This is a genomic window from Salinisphaera orenii subsp. orenii MK-B5 (assembly GCF_003788635.1).
Taxonomy (GTDB): domain Bacteria; phylum Pseudomonadota; class Gammaproteobacteria; order Nevskiales; family Salinisphaeraceae; genus Salinisphaera; species Salinisphaera orenii.
The window spans coordinates 22263-40740 of sequence record NZ_AYKH01000040.1 but is presented as its reverse complement, the minus strand read 5'-3'; the positions used below and the strand labels follow the sequence as shown (position 1 = coordinate 40740).

Here is an 18478-nt window from a genome sequence, read left to right as displayed (position 1 = left end):
CGGCTAGCGGTTGCGGGCGTGAATGAACGTCCAGTAGCCGAAGGCGTTGACCGGACGCGTCTCGACCACGTCGAGATCCGCCATCGCGAGAAAATCCGCCATCGGGAAGGACGGACGGAAGCCGACCAGCTTCGAAAGCGGCGAGGCCAGCCGCTCGAGCGACGCCATCGGCCCCTTGCCCTGGCTGAAATGGTTGACGATGAACAGTTCGCCGCCGGGCTTGCAGACGCGCTTCATCTCGTCGATGACCTTCTTCGGGTCGGGCGCGACCGACACCACATACATCGCCACGACCTTGTCGAAGCTGTCGTCCGGATAGTCGACCGACTGCCCGTCCATGACCTGCAGGGTCACACGATCGGCGTTGCCGTTCACGCGGGAGCGGGCATAGTCGAGCATCTCCGGCGAGACGTCGATGCCGACGACCTCGACGCCCTCGGGATAGTGATCCAGCGACAGGCCGGTGCCCACGCCGACTTCCAGAACGCGGTCGCCGGGCTGGCAGTCCATCGCCCGAACGGAGACCTGGCGGCCCTGCTCGAATACCGGACCGAAGAAACGATCGTACTGACGCGACAGACGGCGATAGGCGGTAACGACGGATTGCTGATCCATGGAATGATTCCCGTGATCCAAAACAACGAGGCCCCGAATTGGCGTGCGCAGAATACGCCCGTCGCGGCGCGGATACAAAAAACGATGCGGCAGCGCCGCATGCGGGATCCGCATTCGCGCGCCACCAGGCTCGGGGCGAAAAGGCCGGGCGGCAGGCCAAAGGGCCCGAAAACGCATGCCTGGCGACACCGGATTCGCGCCGGGCCGGCGCGAGGAGACACGGCCTGCCCCATCGGCGCGCCATCCGTCGACGCGGCAGCGGATGGCGCCGAAAGGCCGAACCATACGATCCGTGACTTCACGACTCGGGCGCGTGCGCCCGCATGCGGTCGGGGCCCGATCACGGTATGGCAGCCGTACGGCTGTCGGTGTCACGGCATCGGCCGGCACCGAGATGCAACCCACCGCATCTCGGTCGGATGACGCCGCCGGTGGCGCGCCCCACCGGTGTCGACGTCAGCCCTGGTCGCGCTTCCAGTTGATCAGGCCACCGGCCCGGAGGATCTCGATCTGCCGCGACGACAGGCCGTGATGGCACTCGACCGTATCGCCGCCCTCGGTCTCGACGTTGACCGTGTTGCCGGAGGCCAGCGCCTCGTGCAGCCCCGAGATCCGCAGTTTGCTGCCCTGCTCGAGCCGGTCGTGATCGGCGGCGCTGGCATAGGTCAGCGGCAGGACACCGAAATTGACCAGGTTCTGCCAGTGGATCCGGGCGTAGTCCTTGGCGATCACCACGCGCAGGCCGAGATAGCGCGGCGCGATCGCGGCATGCTCGCGCGAACTGCCCTGGCCGTAGTTGGAGCCGCCGATGATGGCGTGGTCACCGGTATCCCTGGCGCGCGTCGGGTACTGCTCGTCGACCACGTCGTAGACGAAGTTGGCGATCTCGGGGATGTTCGAGCGGAACGGCAGCACCTCGGCGCCGGCCCGCATGATCTCGTCGGTGGAGATGTCGTCGCCGACCTTGAGCAGCACCGGCAGATCGAAGCTGTCCGGAATGCCGTCGAAATCCGGCAGCGAGGCGATGTTGGGCCCCTTGACCAGTTCGACCTGGCGCGCCTCCTCGAGGGGCAGCGGCGATTCGAGCATGCGCTCGTTGATCACCGGATCGTCCGGATTGGACACCCGCGGATAGGCGAAATCGAGGGTGCGCGGATCGGTGATCTCGCCCATGAGGGCGCTGGCGGTCGCCGTCTCCGGCGAGCACAGGAACACCGAGTCCTCCTTGGTGCCCGAGCGGCCGGGGAAGTTGCGCGGCGTGGTGCGCAGGCTGTTGCGCTTGTGCGCCGGCGCCTGCCCCATGCCGATGCAGCCGTTGCAGCCGGCCTGATGCAGGCGCGCGCCGCCGGCGATCAGCGGCCCGAGCAGATTGTCACGGGCCAGGGTCTCGAGCATCGCCCGTGACGACGGATTGATGTCGAAGGAGACCTTCTGGCTGGCCTGCCGGCCGCGCACCATCTCCGCGGCCATCGCGAAGTCGCGGTAGCCGGGATTGGCCGAGGAGCCGATATAGGCCTGGTAGAGTTCGCCGCCGGCGACCTCGGAGACCGGCACCACGTTGCCGGGCGATGTCGGCTTGGCGATCAGCGGCACGAGCGTCGACATGTCGATCTCGTCGTGCTTGTCGTAGCTCGCCCCCGGGTCGGCGACCCATTCCTCGTATTCGTCCCCGCGGCCCTGTGAGGTCAGAAAGCGCTTGATCTCGGCATCCGCCGGAAAGACGGTGGTCGTCGCCCCAAGCTCGGCGCCCATGTTCGCGATCACGTGCCGGTCCATGGCCTCGAGGTTGTCCAGGCCCGGGCCGTAGTACTCGATGATGGTGCCCGCACCGCCGGAAACGCCGTGGCGACGCAGCATCTCGAGAATCACGTCCTTGGCCGAGACCCAGTCCGGCAGCTTGCCGGTGAGCTTGACGCCGAAGACTTTCGGCATCTTGGTGTAGAGCGGCTCACCGGCCATCGCCATCGCCACTTCCAGCCCCCCGGCGCCGATCGCCAGCATGCCCATCGAGCCGCCGGCCGGCGTATGGCTGTCGGAGCCCAGCAGCGTCTTGCCGGGCCGGCCGAAGCGCTCCATGTGCACGGCATGCGAGATGCCGTTGCCGGGGCGCGAGAACCAGGCGCCGAAGCGCTCGCAGGCGGACTGAAGAAACAGGTGGTCGTCGGGGTTCTTGTTGTCCTCTTGAATGAGGTTGTGGTCGACGTACTGCGCCGAGATCTCGGTCTTGACGCGATCGAGCTGCATCGCCTCGAGCTCGAGCATGACCAGCGTGCCGGTCGCGTCCTGTGTCAGCGTCTGATCGATGGTGAGCGCGATCTCCTTGCCCGGCGTCATCTCGCCGTCGACGAGATGCGATTCGATCAGTTTCTGTGCAACGTTCTTGGCCATCGGATGCCTCCGAAAAGGTTATGCCGCCACTCTAGACGTCACGCGCCGCGATCACAAAGCGATTCGCCTACGACCTTACGCGCACGGCCGGGCCCGGCGGCCTGGGGGCCTCGCCATGCGAAGACAAATCCACTAGGGTTGAGAGGCGCGCATACGGGCGCGAGCACGAGGGGAACGACGGCTCGACGCCGCTTCCTGTATATTGCATGCAAATCGACGGCCGTCTCCGGCAACCGGTGCGGGACGGCTGGCGTACAATGGGGAACCCATATGGAAGCCGCCACCGAACAAGCCGTCGTGCTCTGGCCCCTGTTGCTCTTCACGGCCGGCGCCATCGGCCTTATTCTGGCGATGCTGGGTATTTCCGCGGTGCTGGGCGGCCGCCACAGTTCGCGGCTCGGCAATCAGCCCTACGAATCCGGCATCAAACCCACGGGCAGCGCGCGCATGCGCTTCTCGGCGAAGTTCTATCTCGTGGCGATCATCTTCGTGCTGTTCGATCTCGAGGTGGTGTTCATCTTCGCCTGGGCAATCGCGGCGCCCGATCTGGGCTGGCCCGGCTACGGCGCGTTCCTGTTCTTCCTCGGCATCCTCACGCTGGGGCTGATCTACGAATGGCGCATCGGCGCACTCGACTGGGCGCCACGCGCGCCGCGCCAGTATCGCCTGGCCGCGATCGAGAACAATCGGCGGCGCAACCTCTCGGGGCGCGACACGTGAGTCGCGCCGCCGCGCTCCAATTCGAACATCGACAGGACGGTCTGTAATGGCCTGGTCTCTCAGCAGTACGGACAAGAACCCCAAGCCGGGCTCCGCCGGACAGGACGGCGGCACCCTCGAGGACGCGCTGGCCCGCAACGTGGTCACCGCGAAGCTCGACGACATGATCGCCTGGGGCCGCAAGAATTCGATGTGGCCGTTCAACTTCGGCCTGTCCTGTTGCTACGTGGAGATGGCCACGGCCCTTACCGCGCCGCACGACATGGCACGCTTCGGCTCGGAGGTCATCCGCGCCACCCCGCGTCAGTCGGATGTGATGGTCATCGCCGGCACCTGCTTTCTGAAGATGGCGCCGGTGATCCAGCGTCTCTACGATCAGATGATGGAGCCGCGCTGGGTCATCTCCATGGGCTCCTGCGCGAACTCCGGCGGCATGTACGACATCTATTCCGTGGTCCAGGGCGTGGACAAGTTCCTGCCCGTCGACGTGTATGTGTCGGGCTGCCCGCCGCGCCCGGAGGCCTTCCTCGAGGGGCTGCTGCTGCTGCAGGAGTCGATCTCGTCCGAGAAGCGGCCGCTATCGTGGATGATCGGGCCGCAAGGCGTGACCCGGGCGCCGAAGATCTCCATGCGCGATCGCAAGCGCACCGAACGCGGCCAGGCCGACGTGCTGCGCACGCCGGACGAGGTCTGACGGGGGCTGTATGCTCGATACCGTCGACATCCAGCGCCAACTCGTCGATCGCTTCGGCGAATCCACGCTGCACCCGCAGATCACCGCGGACGGCATGCCGACCTTCTGGGTCGGACGTGACCGGATCCGCGATGTCCTGACCTTCCTCAAGCAGGGCGCCACCCCGCGCTATCGCATGCTCTTCGATCTGACCGCGATCGACGAGCGCGTGCGCGAACACCGCCCCAACCAGCCGGCCGCCGACTTCACGGTGGTCTATCATCTGCTCAGCCTGTCGCCCGTGGCCGAGATCCGCATCAAGGTCGCGCTGTCGAACCAGGACCTGAACACCCCGACCGTCACCGCCATCTGGCCCAACGCCAACTGGTACGAGCGCGAAGTCTGGGACATGTTCGGGATCACCTTCGACGGGCACCCGAACCTGCGCCGCATTCTCATGCCGCCGACCTGGCAGGGGCATCCGCTGCGCAAGGACCACGCCGCCCGGGCGACCGAGTTCGAGCCGCTGCATCTCGACCCCAAGCGCCAGGACGAGGAGGAGAACGCGCTGCAGTTCAAGCCCGAGGACTGGGGCATGAAGCGCGAATCCGAGGACACGGAGTTCATGTTCCTCAACATGGGCCCGAACCATCCCTCGGTGCACGGCGTGTTTCGTATCGTGCTCCAGCTCGACGGCGAGGAAATCGTGGGCTCGGTGCCGGACATCGGCTATCACCACCGCGGCGCCGAGAAGATGGCCGAGCGCCAGTCCTGGCACACCTACATCCCCTACACGGATCGAGTCGACTATCTCGGCGGCGTGATGAACGAGCTGCCGTACGTCATGAACCTAGAAAAGGTGCTGGGTATCGAGGTGCCCGAGCGCGTCAAGGTCGCGCGGGTGATGCTTTGCGAGTTCTTCCGCATCACCAGTCACCTGATGTTCTTCGGCACCTACGTCCAGGACATCGGCGCCATGAGCCCGATCTTCTGGATGTTCTCCGACCGCCAGAAGGCCTACGACGTGATCGAGGCGATCTGCGGCTTTCGCATGCATCCGGCGTTCTTCCGCATCGGCGGCCTGGCCATGGACCTGCCCAACGGCTGGGATCGCAAGGTCAAGGAGTTCCTGGACTGGTTCCCGACGCGCCTGACCGAGTACAAGAAGGCGATGGCGCGCAACAGCGTGCTCATCGAGCGCTCCAGGCACATCGGCGCCTACTCGCAGGACGAGGCGATCGACTGGGGCATCACCGGCCCCGGGCTGCGCGCCACCGGCGTGGACTTCGACCTGCGCAAGGCCCGCCCCTACTCCGGCTACGAGAACTTCGACTTCGAGGTGCCGACCGGCACCAACGGCGACTGTCAGGATCGGCTCGACGTGCGCATCGAGGAGATGTTCCAGAGCTGTCGCATCATCGAGCAGTGCATGAAGAACATGCCCGCCGGCGACTACAAGGCGGACCATCCGCTGACCACGCCGCCGGTCAAGGAACGCACGATGCAGGACATCGAGACGCTCATCGCGCATTTCCTGACCGTGAGCTGGGGCCCGGTCGTCCCGGCGATGGAGTCGGCGACCATGGTCGAGGGCACCAAGGGCCTGAACGGCTACTACAGCATCTCCGACAAGCACACCGTGAGCTACCGCACCCGTATCCGCACGCCGAGCTTCGCCCACCTGCAGCAGATCCCGCTGATCTCCCAGGGCGGCCTGGTGGCCGACCTGGTCGCGATCATCGGCTCGATCGACTTCGTGATGGCGGACGTGGACCGATGATCGAACTCAGCCAGACCGAAATCGAGGCCATCCGTCACGAGATGAGCCTCTACGAGGACCCGGGGGCGGCGACCATCGAGGCGCTCAAGATCGTGCAGGAGCACCGCGGCTGGGTCTCCGACGAGGCGCTGGAGGCCGCGGCGGTCGTGGTCGGCGTCACACCCACGCAGATGGAAGCCGTGGCGACCTTCTACAACCTGATCTTTCGCCAGCCGGTGGGCCGGCACGTGATCATGATCTGCGATTCGATCTCCTGCTATCTGACCGGCTACGAGGAAATCCTCGCGTATCTGAAGAAGACGCTGGGCATCGAGTTCGGCCAGACCACGCCGGACGACCGCTTCACGCTGCTGCCGATCTGCTGTCTGGGCGACTGCGACAACGGCCCGTCGATGCGGGTCGGCGAGGATTATCACGGCCGGCTGACGCCCGATCGCGTCGACGCAATCCTGGCGGAGTACAAGTGATGGACGAGACCCGGGTACTCACCCGCAACATCCGCGAGGGCCGCGAGCCGGTCTGGCGCGCCGAATACGAGGCGGCCGGTGGCTGGGAGGCCTTCAAGAAGACGCTCGCCGAGCTCAAGCCGACCGAGGTGGGCGAACTGGTCAAGGAGGCCGGCCTGCGCGGCCGCGGCGGCGCGGGCTTTCCGACGGGCATGAAGTGGTCGTTCATGCCCCGCTTCGAGGAACGCCCCGAAGAACGCCCGGCGCATGTGTATCTGGTGATCAACGCTGACGAGATGGAGCCGGGCACCTTCAAGGATCGCCTGCTCATGGAGGGCGATCCGCACCAGCTGATCGAGGCGATGGCGATCTCGAGCTACGCCATCGGCGCGGACATCGCCTATGTCTTCCTGCGCGGCGAGTACGTGGAGTGCCAGCGGCGCCTGCAGAAGGCGATCGACGAGGCCACCGAGGCCGGCTATCTCGGCAACGACATCCTCGGCAGCGGCTACAACCTCAAGATCTATCTGCACATGAGCGCCGGGCGTTATATCTGCGGTGAGGAATCCGCGCTGCTGTCCGCGCTCGAGGGCCGCCGGGCCGTGCCCCGGCACAAGCCGCCCTTCCCGGCCGCCTCGGGCCTGTTCGGCCAGCCCACCACGGTCAACAACGTGGAGACGATCTGTAACGTGCCGCACATCGTCAGCAACGGTGCCGACTGGTACAAACAGCTCGGCGCACACAAGGACGGCGGCACCAAGCTGTTCGGCGCCTCCGGCCACGTCAACCGGCCGGGCCTGGCGGAAATGCCGCTGGGCACCCGGATGGGTGACCTGCTGGAACACTTCGGCGGCATCCGCGAGGGCCGTCGGCTCAAGGCGCTGCTGCCCGGCGGCGGCTCGACCCCGCTGCTCACCGCGGACCATCTCGATACCCCCATGGACTACGAGGGCGTGGGCGCGGCCGGCAGCCGCCTGGGCACCGGCACCATGGTGGTCATGGACGAGACGACCCCGATCGTCGGCGTGCTGAAGAACCTCGAGCATTTCTATGCCCAGGAGTCCTGCGGCTGGTGCACGCCCTGCCGCGACGGGCTGCCCTGGGTCGAGCGCATCCTGACCAACCTCGAGGCCGGCAAGGGCCACCCCGGCGACATCGAGCTTCTGGAACTGCACACGAAGCTGCTCGGCCCCGGCAAGACCTTCTGCGCCCACGCGCCGGGCGCGATGGGCCCGCTCGAATCCGGCCTCAAGTACTTCCGCGACGAGCTCGCCGCGCTGATTCCGGACGATAGCGATACGCTGTCGCTGACCGAGCCGGCGAACACGGCCTCGAACTCCCAGGTTTAATCGGCATGGCAACGATCACGATCGACGGCAAGCAGTACGAGGTGGACGACACCGACAACCTGCTCAAGGTCGCGCTCTCCAAGGGTTTCGACCTGCCCTACTTCTGCTGGCATCCGGAGCTGCACAGCGTCGGCGCCTGCCGCCAGTGTGCGGTCAAGCAGTACAAGGACGAGAACGACGACCAGGGCCAGATCGTGATGGCCTGCATGACGCCGGCCAGCGATGGCGGCTGCTTCTCCGTGGCCGACACCGAGGCCAGCGACTTCCGCGCCCAGGTCGTCGAGTGGCTGATGATCAACCACCCGCACGACTGCCCGGTCTGCGAGGAAGGCGGCGAGTGCCACCTCCAGGACATGACCCTGATGACCGGGCACACGCGCCGGCGCTATCGCGGGCCCAAGCGCACCCATCGCAATCAGGATCTCGGCCCGTTCATCAGCCACGAGATGAACCGCTGCATCGCCTGCTACCGCTGCGTGCGCTACTACCGCGACTATGCCGACGGCGACGACCTGCGCGTGCTCGGCTCGCACTCGAACGTGTATTTCGGGCGCGAGGCCGACGGCCCCTTCAACAGCGAATTCTCCGGCAACCTGGTCGAGGTCTGCCCGACCGGCGTGTTCACAGACAAGACGCTGGGCGCGACCTACACCCGCAAGTGGGACATGCAGAACGCCCCCGGCATCTGCACCCACTGCTCGCTGGGCTGCAACACCAGCCCGGGTTCGCGCCAGGGCATCCTCAAGCGCATCCAGAACCGCTACCACGGCGAGATCAATCACTACTTCCTCTGCGACCGCGGCCGCTTCGGCGCCGGTTTCGTCAATCGCGAGGACCGGCCGCGCCAGCCGCTCAAACGCGACGCCAACGGCGTGCTCGAGCCGCAGGACATGGACGTCATGCTCGCCGATCTGCGCGACGCGCTGGCCGAGGCCGACGGCATCGTCGGCGTGGGCTCGCCGCGGGCTTCGCTCGAGGACAACTTCGCCCTGCGGCATCTGGTCGGCGAGAACGGCTTTCACAACGGCATGAGCGCGCCCGACGCGCAGGCCAGCCGCGCGGCCCTCGGTCTGCTGCGCGAGCACGCCGGCCGACTGCCGACGCTGCGCGAGGTCGAATCCTGCGATGCGGTGCTCGTGCTCGGTGAGGACGTCACCCAGGTCGCGCCGCGGCTGGCCCTGTCGCTGCGGCAGTCGGTACGCAACAACTTCCTCGACCTGGCCGAGGCCGCCAAGATCCCGAAATGGCACGCCCGCGCCGTGCGCGACGAGGGCCAGCAGCTCTACAGCCCGATGTATCTGGCCACGCCGATGGCCACGCGCCTGGACGATGTGGCCACGGCGTGCTTCCGCGACCGCCCGGCCGGCATCGCCGCACTCGGGTTCGCGGTCGCGCATGCGCTCGACGGCGACGCCCCGCTGCCCGACGACATCGACGATGCCACCCGCGCCCAGGCCGAGCGGATCGCCGCCGCGCTCAAGGGCGCGCGCAAGCCGCTGATCGTCGCCGGCACGAGCCTCGGCGATCCGGCCGTGCTGCACGCCGCGGGCAATGCCATGCGGGCGCTGGCGTCGGCGCACGACGACGCCGGCCTGTTCCTCACCCTGAGTGAAGCCAACAGCCTCGGCCTGGCGATGATGGACGCGCCCGACGTGGACGCCGCCCTCGAGGCGATCGAGAGCCGGCGCGCCGACACCCTCGTGGTGATGCAGAACGACCTCTACGAGCGGGCGGAGAAGGCCCGGGTGGACGCCGCCATCAAGGCCGCGCGCAACGTGGTCGTACTCGACCACAGCATGACCGCGACCATCGCCAACGCCGACTACGTGCTGCCGGCCGGCAGCTTCGCCGAGGCCGACGGCACGCTGATCAACAACGAAGGCCGCGCACAGCGGTTCTTCCAGGTCTTCATCCCGGACGCGCCGCTACAGGAGGGCTGGCGCTGGTGCGCCGATCTCGAACGCGGCCTGGGCAAGCCCACCGGCTGGCAGGGCATGGACGACCTGATCGCGGCGATCGTCGCCGACATGCCGCAGTTCGCCGGCATCGAGAACGCCGCCCCGGGGCAGAGCTTCCGCAAGGACGGCATGCGCTTTCCGCGCAGCCCGCATCGCTTTTCCGGCCGCACCGCGCTCTACGCCAACGTCGACGTGCGCGAGCGCCGCCCGGAACAGGATCCGGACTCGCCGCTGGCCTTCTCGATGGAGGGCTATCAGGGCTCCAACACGCCGGGCTCGCTGATGTCCTATGCCTGGACACCGGGCTGGGATTCCAACCAGGCGGCCATCACGCGCTTCCAGGACGAGGTCGGCGGCCACCTGCGCGGCGGCGATCCGGGCGTGCGCCTGATCCGGCCCGGCGGCGACGGCAACGGCTACGCCGCGGCCGCGATCACGCGCGTTGCCGGCTGGCAGGCCGTACCCTGCTATCACATCTTCGGCAGCGAATCGCAGTCGGCCCGGGCCCCGGCGATCGCCGAACGCACGCCGCCGGCCGAATTCAGCCTCAACCCCGAAAGCGCGAAGGCGCTCGGCGTGACCGGCGCCGAGACGCTGGAGCTGGTCATCGGCACCGAGCGCCACGCCCTGCCGGTGCGCATAGACCCGAGCCTGCCGGAGCGGACCGTCGGCGTGCCCGTGGGCCTCGAGGGCCTGCAGGGCCTGCGCCTGCCCGCGGAGGTCACCCCCTGATGTTCGGCCTGTCCTTCGATCAGCTGCTCGACATCGCGCTGACCGCGTTCGAGACCATCGCGATCCTGCTGGCCGTGGTGATCGCCGCGGCCCTGCTGATCTGGGTCGAACGGCGCCTGCTGGGCGTCTGGCAGGACCGCTACGGCCCCAACCGCGTCGGCCCGTTCGGCATCCTCCAGGTGGCCGCGGACATGATCAAGATCTTCTTCAAGGAGGACTGGATCCCGCCGTTCGCGGACAAGACGGTGTTCGTGATCGCGCCCGCGATCATCATGTTCACCACGATCATGGCATTCGCGGTGGTCCCCTTCACCGAGACGATCGGCGTGGTGGACCTGAACATCGGCCTGCTGTTCATCCTGGCGATGAGCTCGCTCGGAGTGTATTCGGTGATCCTGGCCGGCTGGTCCTCCGACAACAAGTACGCCCTGCTGGGCGGCATGCGCACTGCCGCGCAGATGATCTCCTACGAGGTCTTCATGGGCCTGTCGCTGCTGGGCGTCGTGCTGCTGGCCGGCAGCTTCGACATGCGCGTCATCGTCGAATCTCAGGCCGGCATGTGGAACATCATCCCGCAGTTTCCGGCCTTCGTGATCTTTCTGATCGCCGGCTGCGCCGAGATCCACCGCGCGCCCTTCGACCTGCCGGAGGCCGAGCAGGAGTTGACCGCCGGCTACCACACCGAATACTCGGGCATGAAGTTCGGCATGTTCTTCGTGGGCGAGTATCTCGGCATCGTGCTGATCTCCTGTCTGATCACCGTGCTGTTCTTCGGCGGCTGGCTCGGGCCGATCCTGCCGGGCTTCGTCTGGTTCGCGCTCAAGGCCGGATTCTTCGTCTGTTTCTTCGTGCTCCTGCGCGCGGCGACCGTACGACCCCGCTACGACCAGCTGATGAGCTTCGGCTGGAAGATCCTGCTGCCGATCGCGCTGGTCAACGTCGCGATCACCGGCGCCGTCGTGGTGGCCATGGCATGAGCACGTCGCCCCGTCACCCTCGTTTTCGCCGTTCGTCGAGCCGACTATGCTGAACGCCGCACAGACCGCATGGAACGCCACGTCGAGTGTCCTGCGCACCATCGGCATGACGTTCATGCACACCTTCCGCAAGCGGGACACCATCCTGTATCCCGAACAGCAGCCGTATCTGCCGCCGCGCTACCGCGGCCGCATCGTGCTCACGCGCGACCCGGACGGCGCCGAGCGCTGCGTGGCCTGCAACCTGTGCAGCGTCGCCTGCCCGGTGGACTGCATCAGCGTGGTCAAGACCGAGGACGAGACCGGCCGCTGGTATCCGGAGACGTTCCGCATCAATTTCTCGCGCTGCATCTACTGCGGGTACTGCGAGGAGGCCTGCCCGACCTACGCCATCCAGCTCACCCCCGACTTCGAGATGGGCGAGTTCGACCGTCAGAACATGGTCTACGAGAAATCCGACCTGCTGATCTCGGGCGTGGGCAAGCGGCCCGGCTACAACTTCTATCGCGTCGCCGGCATGGCCGTCGGCGGCAAGGACAAGGGCGAGGCCGTCAACGAGGCCGAGCCGGTCGACGTCAAGACCCTTCTGCCGTAGGCGACGATCATGGAAATTGCCTTCTATACTGCCGCCATCGTCGCCGTCGCCGCCACCATGCGTGTGATCACCTGCGCGAACGCGGTGCATGCGCTGCTCTACCTGATCACGTCGCTGCTCGCGGTGGCGGTGGTGTTCTATGCGCTGGGCGCGCCGTTCGCGGCCGCGCTGGAGGTGATCGTCTACGCCGGCGCGATCATGGTGCTGTTCGTGTTCGTGGTGATGATGCTCAACTTCAACGCCGAGACGACCCAGCGCGAACGCAGCTGGCTGGCGCCCAGACTCTGGGCCGGACCCGGCGTACTCGGCCTCGTGCTGCTGGGCGTGGTGGCCGTGGCGCTGGGCGGCGTGGAGTCCGGCGCCCACATCGACGGCACGCCGCTGAACGCGCGCGAGATCGGCATGCAGATGTTCGGCCCGTACGTGCTGGTCGTGGAACTGGCGGCGTTCGTGCTGCTCGCCGCGCTCGTCGTGGCCGCGCATCTGGGCCGCGAGGAACGCCCGCCGGATCACGTCAAGACGGCCCGTGAAGGCCGCAACGCGCGCAAGTCATAGGGAGACGACGATGAACGGAGTACCGCTGGAGCACGGCATGGCGCTGGCCGCGCTGCTGTTCGTGCTGGGCCTGGTCGGCCTGGCCGTGCGGCGCAATACGCTGTTCGTCCTCATGTGCCTCGAGATCATGCTCAACGCCGCCGGCATGGCCTTCATCGTCGCCGGCACGCGCTGGGGCCAGCCGGACGGCCAGATCATGTTCATTCTCGTGATCACGCTCGCCGCCGCCGAGGCCAGCATCGGCCTGGGGCTGCTGCTGCAGCTGCAGAAACGGTTCAAGACCACCGACATCGACGCCGCCAGCGAGATGCACGGATGAACATGCTCGCCCTGACCATCGCCTTTCCGCTCGCGGGCACGCTGCTGCTGTCGTTCTGGCCGCGCATGCCCGATCGCGCGGCAACCGCCATCGGCGCCGGTTCGATCGGCCTGGCCGCGTTGATGACCGGCCTGCTGATCCTGGGTTTCGACGGCGGCAGCGAGGCCGTGACCCTGTGGACCTGGGTCGCGGTGGGCGACTTCACGCCCGACATCTCGCTGTATCTCGACGGCCTGTCGCTGACCATGCTCGGCGTGATCACCGGGGTGGGCTTTCTCATCCACCTGTTCGCCGCCTGGTACATGACCGAGGACCTGGCGGGCGGCCCGGGCATGGGGCGATTCTTCGCCTACATGAACCTGTTCGTCGTCAGCATGCTGCTGCTGGTGCTCGGCGAGAACCTGCTGCTGCTGTTCCTGGGCTGGGAAGGCGTGGGCCTGTGCAGCTATCTGCTGATCGGCTACTACTATCGCGACGAGGCCAACGCCTGGGCCGCGTTCAAGGCCTTCATCATCACCCGCATCGGCGACGTGTTCCTGGCGATCGGTCTGTTCGCACTGTTCGCGGCCTTCGGCACGCTCGACATCCAGCGCATCCTCGAGGCCGCGCCGCAGCTCTGGTCCGAGGGCGACCCGATGGCCACATTCGCCGCCCTCATGCTGCTCGGCGGCGCGGTCGGCAAGTCCGCCCAGCTGCCGCTGCAGACGTGGCTGCCCGACGCCATGGCGGGCCCGACGCCGGTCTCCGCACTGATCCATGCGGCCACCATGGTCACCGCGGGCGTCTATCTGATCGCGCGCATGCACGTGATCTTCGAACTCGCCCCGATCGCGCTGATGCTGGTGGGCGTGATCGGCGCGCTGACCCTGCTGCTGGCCGGCTTCGCCGCGTTGTGCCAGACCGACATCAAGCGGGTGCTGGCCTATTCGACCATGAGCCAGATCGGCTACATGTTCCTGGCGCTGGGTGCCGGCGCCTGGGATGCGGCGATCTTCCATCTGATGATCCACGCCTTCTTCAAGGCGCTGCTGTTCCTGGCCGCGGGCTCGGTGATCATCGCCTGCCACCACGAGCAGGACATCTTCAAGATGGGCGGGCTGCGCAGGACGCTCAAGCTGGACTACGCGGTGTTCCTGATCGGCGGCGCCGCCCTGGCCGCGCTGCCGCTGATCACCGCCGGCTTCTATTCCAAGGACGAGATCCTCTGGCTGTCGTTCGCCAACGGCCACTACGTGCTCTGGTTCGCGGGGCTGGCGGGCGCCTTCCTGACCGCGCTTTACACCTTCCGCATGATCTTCATCGCCTTCCACGGCGAAGCCGGAACGCAGGCCCACGCCGGCCGCGGCGTGGCCCATCACCTGCCGCTGATCGTGCTGGCCGTGCTCTCCACCTTCGTCGGGGCCTGGATCCACCCGCCGCTGGCGGATGTGCTGCCGGGCCACGAGGGTGGCGGCCACGGCTGGGTCAAGCTGACGGTCGAGATCCTGTCGAGTGTCGTCGCGATCGTCGGCCTCGGCGCCGCCGCGGCGCTGTTCCTCGGCAACCGCGAGACCGCGCGGCATCTCCGCGAGACGCCGCGGGGTACGGCGCTCTGGCGTCTCTGGCACGAGGCCTGGGGTTTCGATCGCCTGTACGACCGCGCGTTCGTGCGCCCGTATCTGATGCTCACGCGCGTCCACCGGCGCGACTGGATCAATTCGATCATCAATACGGTGCCCGCGCTGGCACTGGCGCTCAACGGCGCGCTGTCCTCCACTCAGACCGGCCGCCTGCGCTGGTATGCGCTCACGGTGCTGGCCGGCGCGACCGCGCTGCTCGCGGCGCTGATGTTCGGCTAGGGGTGCGCATGATGATGTCGATCACCGCGTTCAAGGACCTCCGATGATCCTCTGCTGGCTGTTGTTCATCCCCTTCATCGGCGGCCTGCTCTGCTGGCAGCTGGAAAGCCGGCACGCGCCGTCCCAGGTGCCGCGCTGGATCGCGCTCGCCACCATGGGGATCGTGCTCGTGCTCTCGCTGTGGCTGTGGCTGACCGGCGACTACTCGCTGCCCGGGGCCGTCGGCGATTCGCCGAGCTGGACCCGCGAGTTCGAGCTGCCCTGGATCGATCGCTTCGGCATCTCCTTCCATCTGGCGCTCGACGGCCTGTCGCTGATCATGATCACGCTGACGGGCTTTCTGGGCGCGCTCGCGGTGATCTGTTCCTGGCAGGAGATCACCAACCGCATCGGCTTCTTCCATCTGAACCTGCTCTGGATCATCGGCGGCGTGATCGGCGTGTTCCTGGCCGTGGATCTGTTCCTGTTCTTCTTCTTCTGGGAGATGATGCTGGTCCCGATGTATTTCCTGATCGCGCTGTGGGGCCACAGCGGTTCGAAGGGCAATACGCGCATCTCGGCGGCGGTCAAGTTCTTCATCTACACCCAGGCCAGCGGCCTGCTGATGCTGGTCTCGATTCTGGGGCTGGTGTTCACCCACTACGGCCAGACCGGCACCTTCACCTTCGACTACATGGTGCTGCGGGAGACACCTCTGGACGGTCCGCTGGCCTATGTCCTGATGCTCGGCTTTTTCATCGCCTTCGCGGTCAAGCTGCCGGTGGTGCCGCTGCACGGCTGGCTGCCGGACGCCCACGCCCAGGCGCCGACCGCCGGTTCGGTGGATCTGGCCGGGATCCTGCTCAAGACCGCGGCCTACGGCATGCTGCGCTTCGCCATTCCGCTGTTTCCCGAAGCCTCGGCCCAGTTCGCGCCGGTGGCGATGGCGCTGGGTCTGTTCGGGATCTACTACGGCGCGGTGCTCGCCTACGCCCAGACCGACGTCAAACGGCTGATCGCCTGCTCCAGCATCTCGCACATGGGCTTCGTGCTCATCGGCATCTATTCGGGCAGCGTGCTGGCGCTGCAGGGTGTGATCGCCCAGATGGTGGCGCACGCCTTCTCCGCCGCGGGGCTGTTCATCATTTCCGGCCAGATCTACGAGCGCATCGACACCCGGAACATGCGCGAGATGGGCGGCCTGTTCGGTCGCATGGGCGCACTGCCCGGCTTCGCGCTCGTGTTCGTGATGGCGTCGCTGGGCATGCCGGGCACCGGCAACTTCATCGGTGAATTCCTGATCCTGTTCGGCGCCTATCAGGCCTTCCCCTGGGTGGTCGTGATCGCGAGCTTCGGCCTCGTGCTGGCCGCGGTCTACTCGCTGGTGCTGATGCATCGGGTGTACTGGGGCACGCCCGCGGCCGAGACGTCGCTCGGCGGGCTCGATTTCCGCGAATACAGCATGATGCTGCTGCTGCTCGTGCTGACGCTGCTGGTGGGGCTCTATCCGCAGTCGGTGCTCGACGTCTCGCAGACCGCCATGACCGAGGTCAACCACTGGTTCGCCGCACCCGTCTCCGCGTCCCCGACGCCGTAAGCGAATAAGCCATGAACGACTTCCTCACCAACGTCATCGCGCTCGCGCCGCTGCTGATCATCTGCGCGACGATCGTGGCCGTGATCGGCACCATCGCGGTCGGCCGCCATCACTTCACTGCGGCGACGATCACGGTCGTGGGGCTGAACGCCGCACTCATCTCGCTGCTGGGCGTACTCCAGGTCACCCCGCTCGAGGTGACGCCGCTGTTCATCATCGACAACTATTCGGTCCTGTTCGGCGCGATCGTGCTGGTGGCGTCGCTGGCCTGCTCCACCCTGGCGCACGCCTATCTCGAGACGCTCCCCGACCGGCGCGAGGAATTCTACGTCCTGCTGCTGTGCTCGGCCGGCGGTGCGCTGGCGCTGATCGCGGCCCGCCACATGGCCTCGCTGTTCATCGGCCTCGAACTGCTGTCGGTACCCCTCTACGGCATGGTCGCCTATACCTATCGCGACCGGATTTCGCTCGAGGCCGGCCTCAAGTACATGGTGCTTTCCGGCGCCGCGTCGGCCTTTCTCCTGTTCGGCATGGCGCTGCTCTACGCCGCCTCGGGCACGCTGGTGTTCGCCGAGCTCGCCGAGGCCGCGACCGACGGGGTCGGCTCGACCTGGATGCTCGCGGGCGTCGGCATGATGGTGGTCGCGCTGGCGTTCAAGCTCTCGCTCGTGCCCTTCCACCTGTGGACGCCGGACGTCTACGAAGGCGCACCCGGCCCAGTCTCGGCCTTTCTGGCCACGGTCAGCAAGGTGGCCGTGTTCGCGCTGCTCGCACGCTTTTTCAGCCTCGCACCGCCGGCCGACGACGGCTGGCTGCTGACGCTGATCGGGGTCATCGCCCTGGCCTCGATGCTGATCGGCAATCTGCTGGCGCTGCGTCAGAACAACATCAAGCGTCTGCTCGGCTATTCGTCGATCGCGCATCTGGGCTATCTGCTGACCGCAGTGGTGGCCGGTGGCGAGCTCGGCATCGAAACCGTCGGCATCTATCTGGCGACCTATGTCGCCACGACGCTGGGTGCGTTCGGCGTGGTGACGCTGGTGTCCAGCCCCTATTCCGGCACCGACGCGGGCGCCCTGCACCACTACCGCGGCCTGTTCTGGCGCCGGCCCTATCTGGCCGCGGTGCTGACCGTGATGATGCTGTCGCTGGCCGGCATCCCGATGACCGCCGGCTTCATCGGCAAGTTCTACGCCCTGGCGGTCGGCGTCCAGAGCGGGCTGTGGTGGCTGGTCGGCGGCATCGTCATCGGCAGCGGGATCGGGCTGTACTACTACCTGCGCGTGATGATCATCCTGTATCTAGTCGAGCCGGGCCAGAGCCGCCGCGACGCGGTCTCCGGCTGGGGACAGCAGTCGGGCGGCATCATGGTGCTCCTACTCTCGGCCGCGGTGATTCTGTTCGGTATCTATCCGCAGCCGCTGATCGCGCTCGTCGACGCCGCGGTGATGAACGGCGGCTAGACCACGCGCGACCGTCGCAATTCGCGGCGAGGGGCGGATGCCGGACTTTCGGCGTCGGGCTACCCGTAGTGATCGTCACGGTCGGCGAAGCCGGCGCGCGGTGGCCGGCGCCGCGCCGGCCCTGCCCCGGAGCGAGCCGTCGACGCAGGAGCTTTTCACGAAGCAGCGGGGCGAGAAGCTTCCGGCCATCGCCCGCGATCCAGCCAGGGCATCGACCGGCCCATGCCCCGAGCGCGTTCGGTTCGCCGCTGATCGCGCGCATGCATCGACGCCGCGACGGCGCCCGGCAGCGGGCGCACCCACGGGGACTCATATCGCGCCCGCATTCCAGGGCCGATGCGGCCGCCACCAGCTGTGCGCCAACGCGACATGCGCGTGCACGAAAAGCGCCGCTGGCGGGTCAATCGTTGTCATAGCCGCCGGGCCGGCAATCCACCCCGCGTTGGATACCGTACACCGTGGGCTGCAAGGCGCGAGTCGGAACGTGGCGCGCC

15 protein-coding genes are annotated in these 18478 nt (G+C 67.1%); 13 read left to right on the top strand and 2 right to left on the bottom strand.

The window, feature by feature from the left end; genetic code table 11:
* Positions 1-3 precede the first annotated feature (3 nt).
* A complete protein-coding gene (locus SAOR_RS13160) occupies positions 4-615 on the bottom strand; it encodes a class I SAM-dependent methyltransferase (protein WP_123589555.1) in 612 nt (203 codons plus the stop codon).
* 456 nt (positions 616-1071) lie between these two features.
* Positions 1072-3003 (bottom strand): aconitate hydratase, encoded by a 1932-nt coding sequence (locus SAOR_RS13155; protein ID WP_123631837.1) that lies wholly within the window; start codon positions 3001-3003, stop codon positions 1072-1074.
* Positions 3004-3273: 270 nt separating this feature from the next.
* Here SAOR_RS13155 and ndhC point away from each other — a divergent pair, with 270 nt between their 5' ends.
* The 13 genes from ndhC to nuoN are packed head-to-tail and all read left to right on the top strand — an operon-like array spanning position 3274 to position 17984.
* Positions 3274-3723, top strand: coding sequence for an NADH-quinone oxidoreductase subunit A (gene ndhC / locus SAOR_RS13150; RefSeq protein WP_123589557.1), 450 nt, complete (start codon positions 3274-3276; stop codon positions 3721-3723).
* A 46-nt stretch (positions 3724-3769) separates the two neighbouring features.
* A complete protein-coding gene (locus SAOR_RS13145) occupies positions 3770-4417 on the top strand; it encodes an NADH-quinone oxidoreductase subunit B (RefSeq protein ID WP_123589558.1) in 648 nt (215 codons plus the stop codon).
* A 10-nt stretch (positions 4418-4427) separates the two neighbouring features.
* Positions 4428-6176 carry an NADH-quinone oxidoreductase subunit C/D gene (gene nuoC / locus SAOR_RS13140; RefSeq protein ID WP_123631836.1) on the top strand — a complete coding sequence of 583 codons (1749 nt, stop codon included), beginning with the start codon at positions 4428-4430 and terminating at the stop codon, positions 6174-6176.
* Positions 6173-6643 (top strand): NADH-quinone oxidoreductase subunit NuoE, encoded by a 471-nt coding sequence (nuoE, locus tag SAOR_RS13135; RefSeq protein WP_185015683.1) that lies wholly within the window; start codon positions 6173-6175, stop codon positions 6641-6643. The genes nuoC and nuoE overlap by 4 nt, the downstream gene beginning before the upstream one ends.
* The gene (gene nuoF / locus SAOR_RS13130; RefSeq protein WP_123631835.1) at positions 6643-7971 is read left to right on the top strand and encodes an NADH-quinone oxidoreductase subunit NuoF; all 1329 of its coding nucleotides are present in this window, start codon (positions 6643-6645) and stop codon (positions 7969-7971) included. The genes nuoE and nuoF overlap by 1 nt, the downstream gene beginning before the upstream one ends.
* 5 nt (positions 7972-7976) lie before the next feature.
* Positions 7977-10661, top strand: coding sequence for an NADH-quinone oxidoreductase subunit NuoG (gene nuoG, locus SAOR_RS13125; protein ID WP_123631834.1), 2685 nt, complete (start codon positions 7977-7979; stop codon positions 10659-10661).
* Positions 10661-11638, top strand: coding sequence for an NADH-quinone oxidoreductase subunit NuoH (gene nuoH, locus SAOR_RS13120; protein WP_123631833.1), 978 nt, complete (start codon positions 10661-10663; stop codon positions 11636-11638). The genes nuoG and nuoH overlap by 1 nt, the downstream gene beginning before the upstream one ends.
* Before the next feature lie 46 nt (positions 11639-11684).
* Complete coding sequence (gene nuoI, locus SAOR_RS13115; RefSeq protein ID WP_123631832.1) at positions 11685-12233, top strand: NADH-quinone oxidoreductase subunit NuoI; 549 nt, start codon at positions 11685-11687, stop codon at positions 12231-12233.
* Between the two features lie 9 nt (positions 12234-12242).
* Entirely contained in the window at positions 12243-12788 is a 546-nt protein-coding gene (gene nuoJ / locus SAOR_RS13110) for an NADH-quinone oxidoreductase subunit J (protein WP_123589564.1), read from the top strand.
* Between the two features lie 10 nt (positions 12789-12798).
* Complete coding sequence (gene nuoK, locus SAOR_RS13105) at positions 12799-13107, top strand: NADH-quinone oxidoreductase subunit NuoK (protein WP_123589565.1); 309 nt, start codon at positions 12799-12801, stop codon at positions 13105-13107.
* A complete protein-coding gene (gene nuoL, locus SAOR_RS13100; RefSeq protein WP_123631831.1) occupies positions 13104-14945 on the top strand; it encodes an NADH-quinone oxidoreductase subunit L in 1842 nt (613 codons plus the stop codon). Before nuoK ends, nuoL begins: the two co-directional genes overlap by 4 nt.
* 43 nt (positions 14946-14988) lie before the next feature.
* A complete protein-coding gene (gene nuoM / locus SAOR_RS13095) occupies positions 14989-16521 on the top strand; it encodes an NADH-quinone oxidoreductase subunit M (RefSeq protein ID WP_123631830.1) in 1533 nt (510 codons plus the stop codon).
* An 11-nt stretch (positions 16522-16532) separates the two neighbouring features.
* Entirely contained in the window at positions 16533-17984 is a 1452-nt protein-coding gene (gene nuoN, locus SAOR_RS13090) for an NADH-quinone oxidoreductase subunit NuoN (protein WP_123631829.1), read from the top strand.
* The last annotated feature ends 494 nt before the right edge of the window (positions 17985-18478 follow it).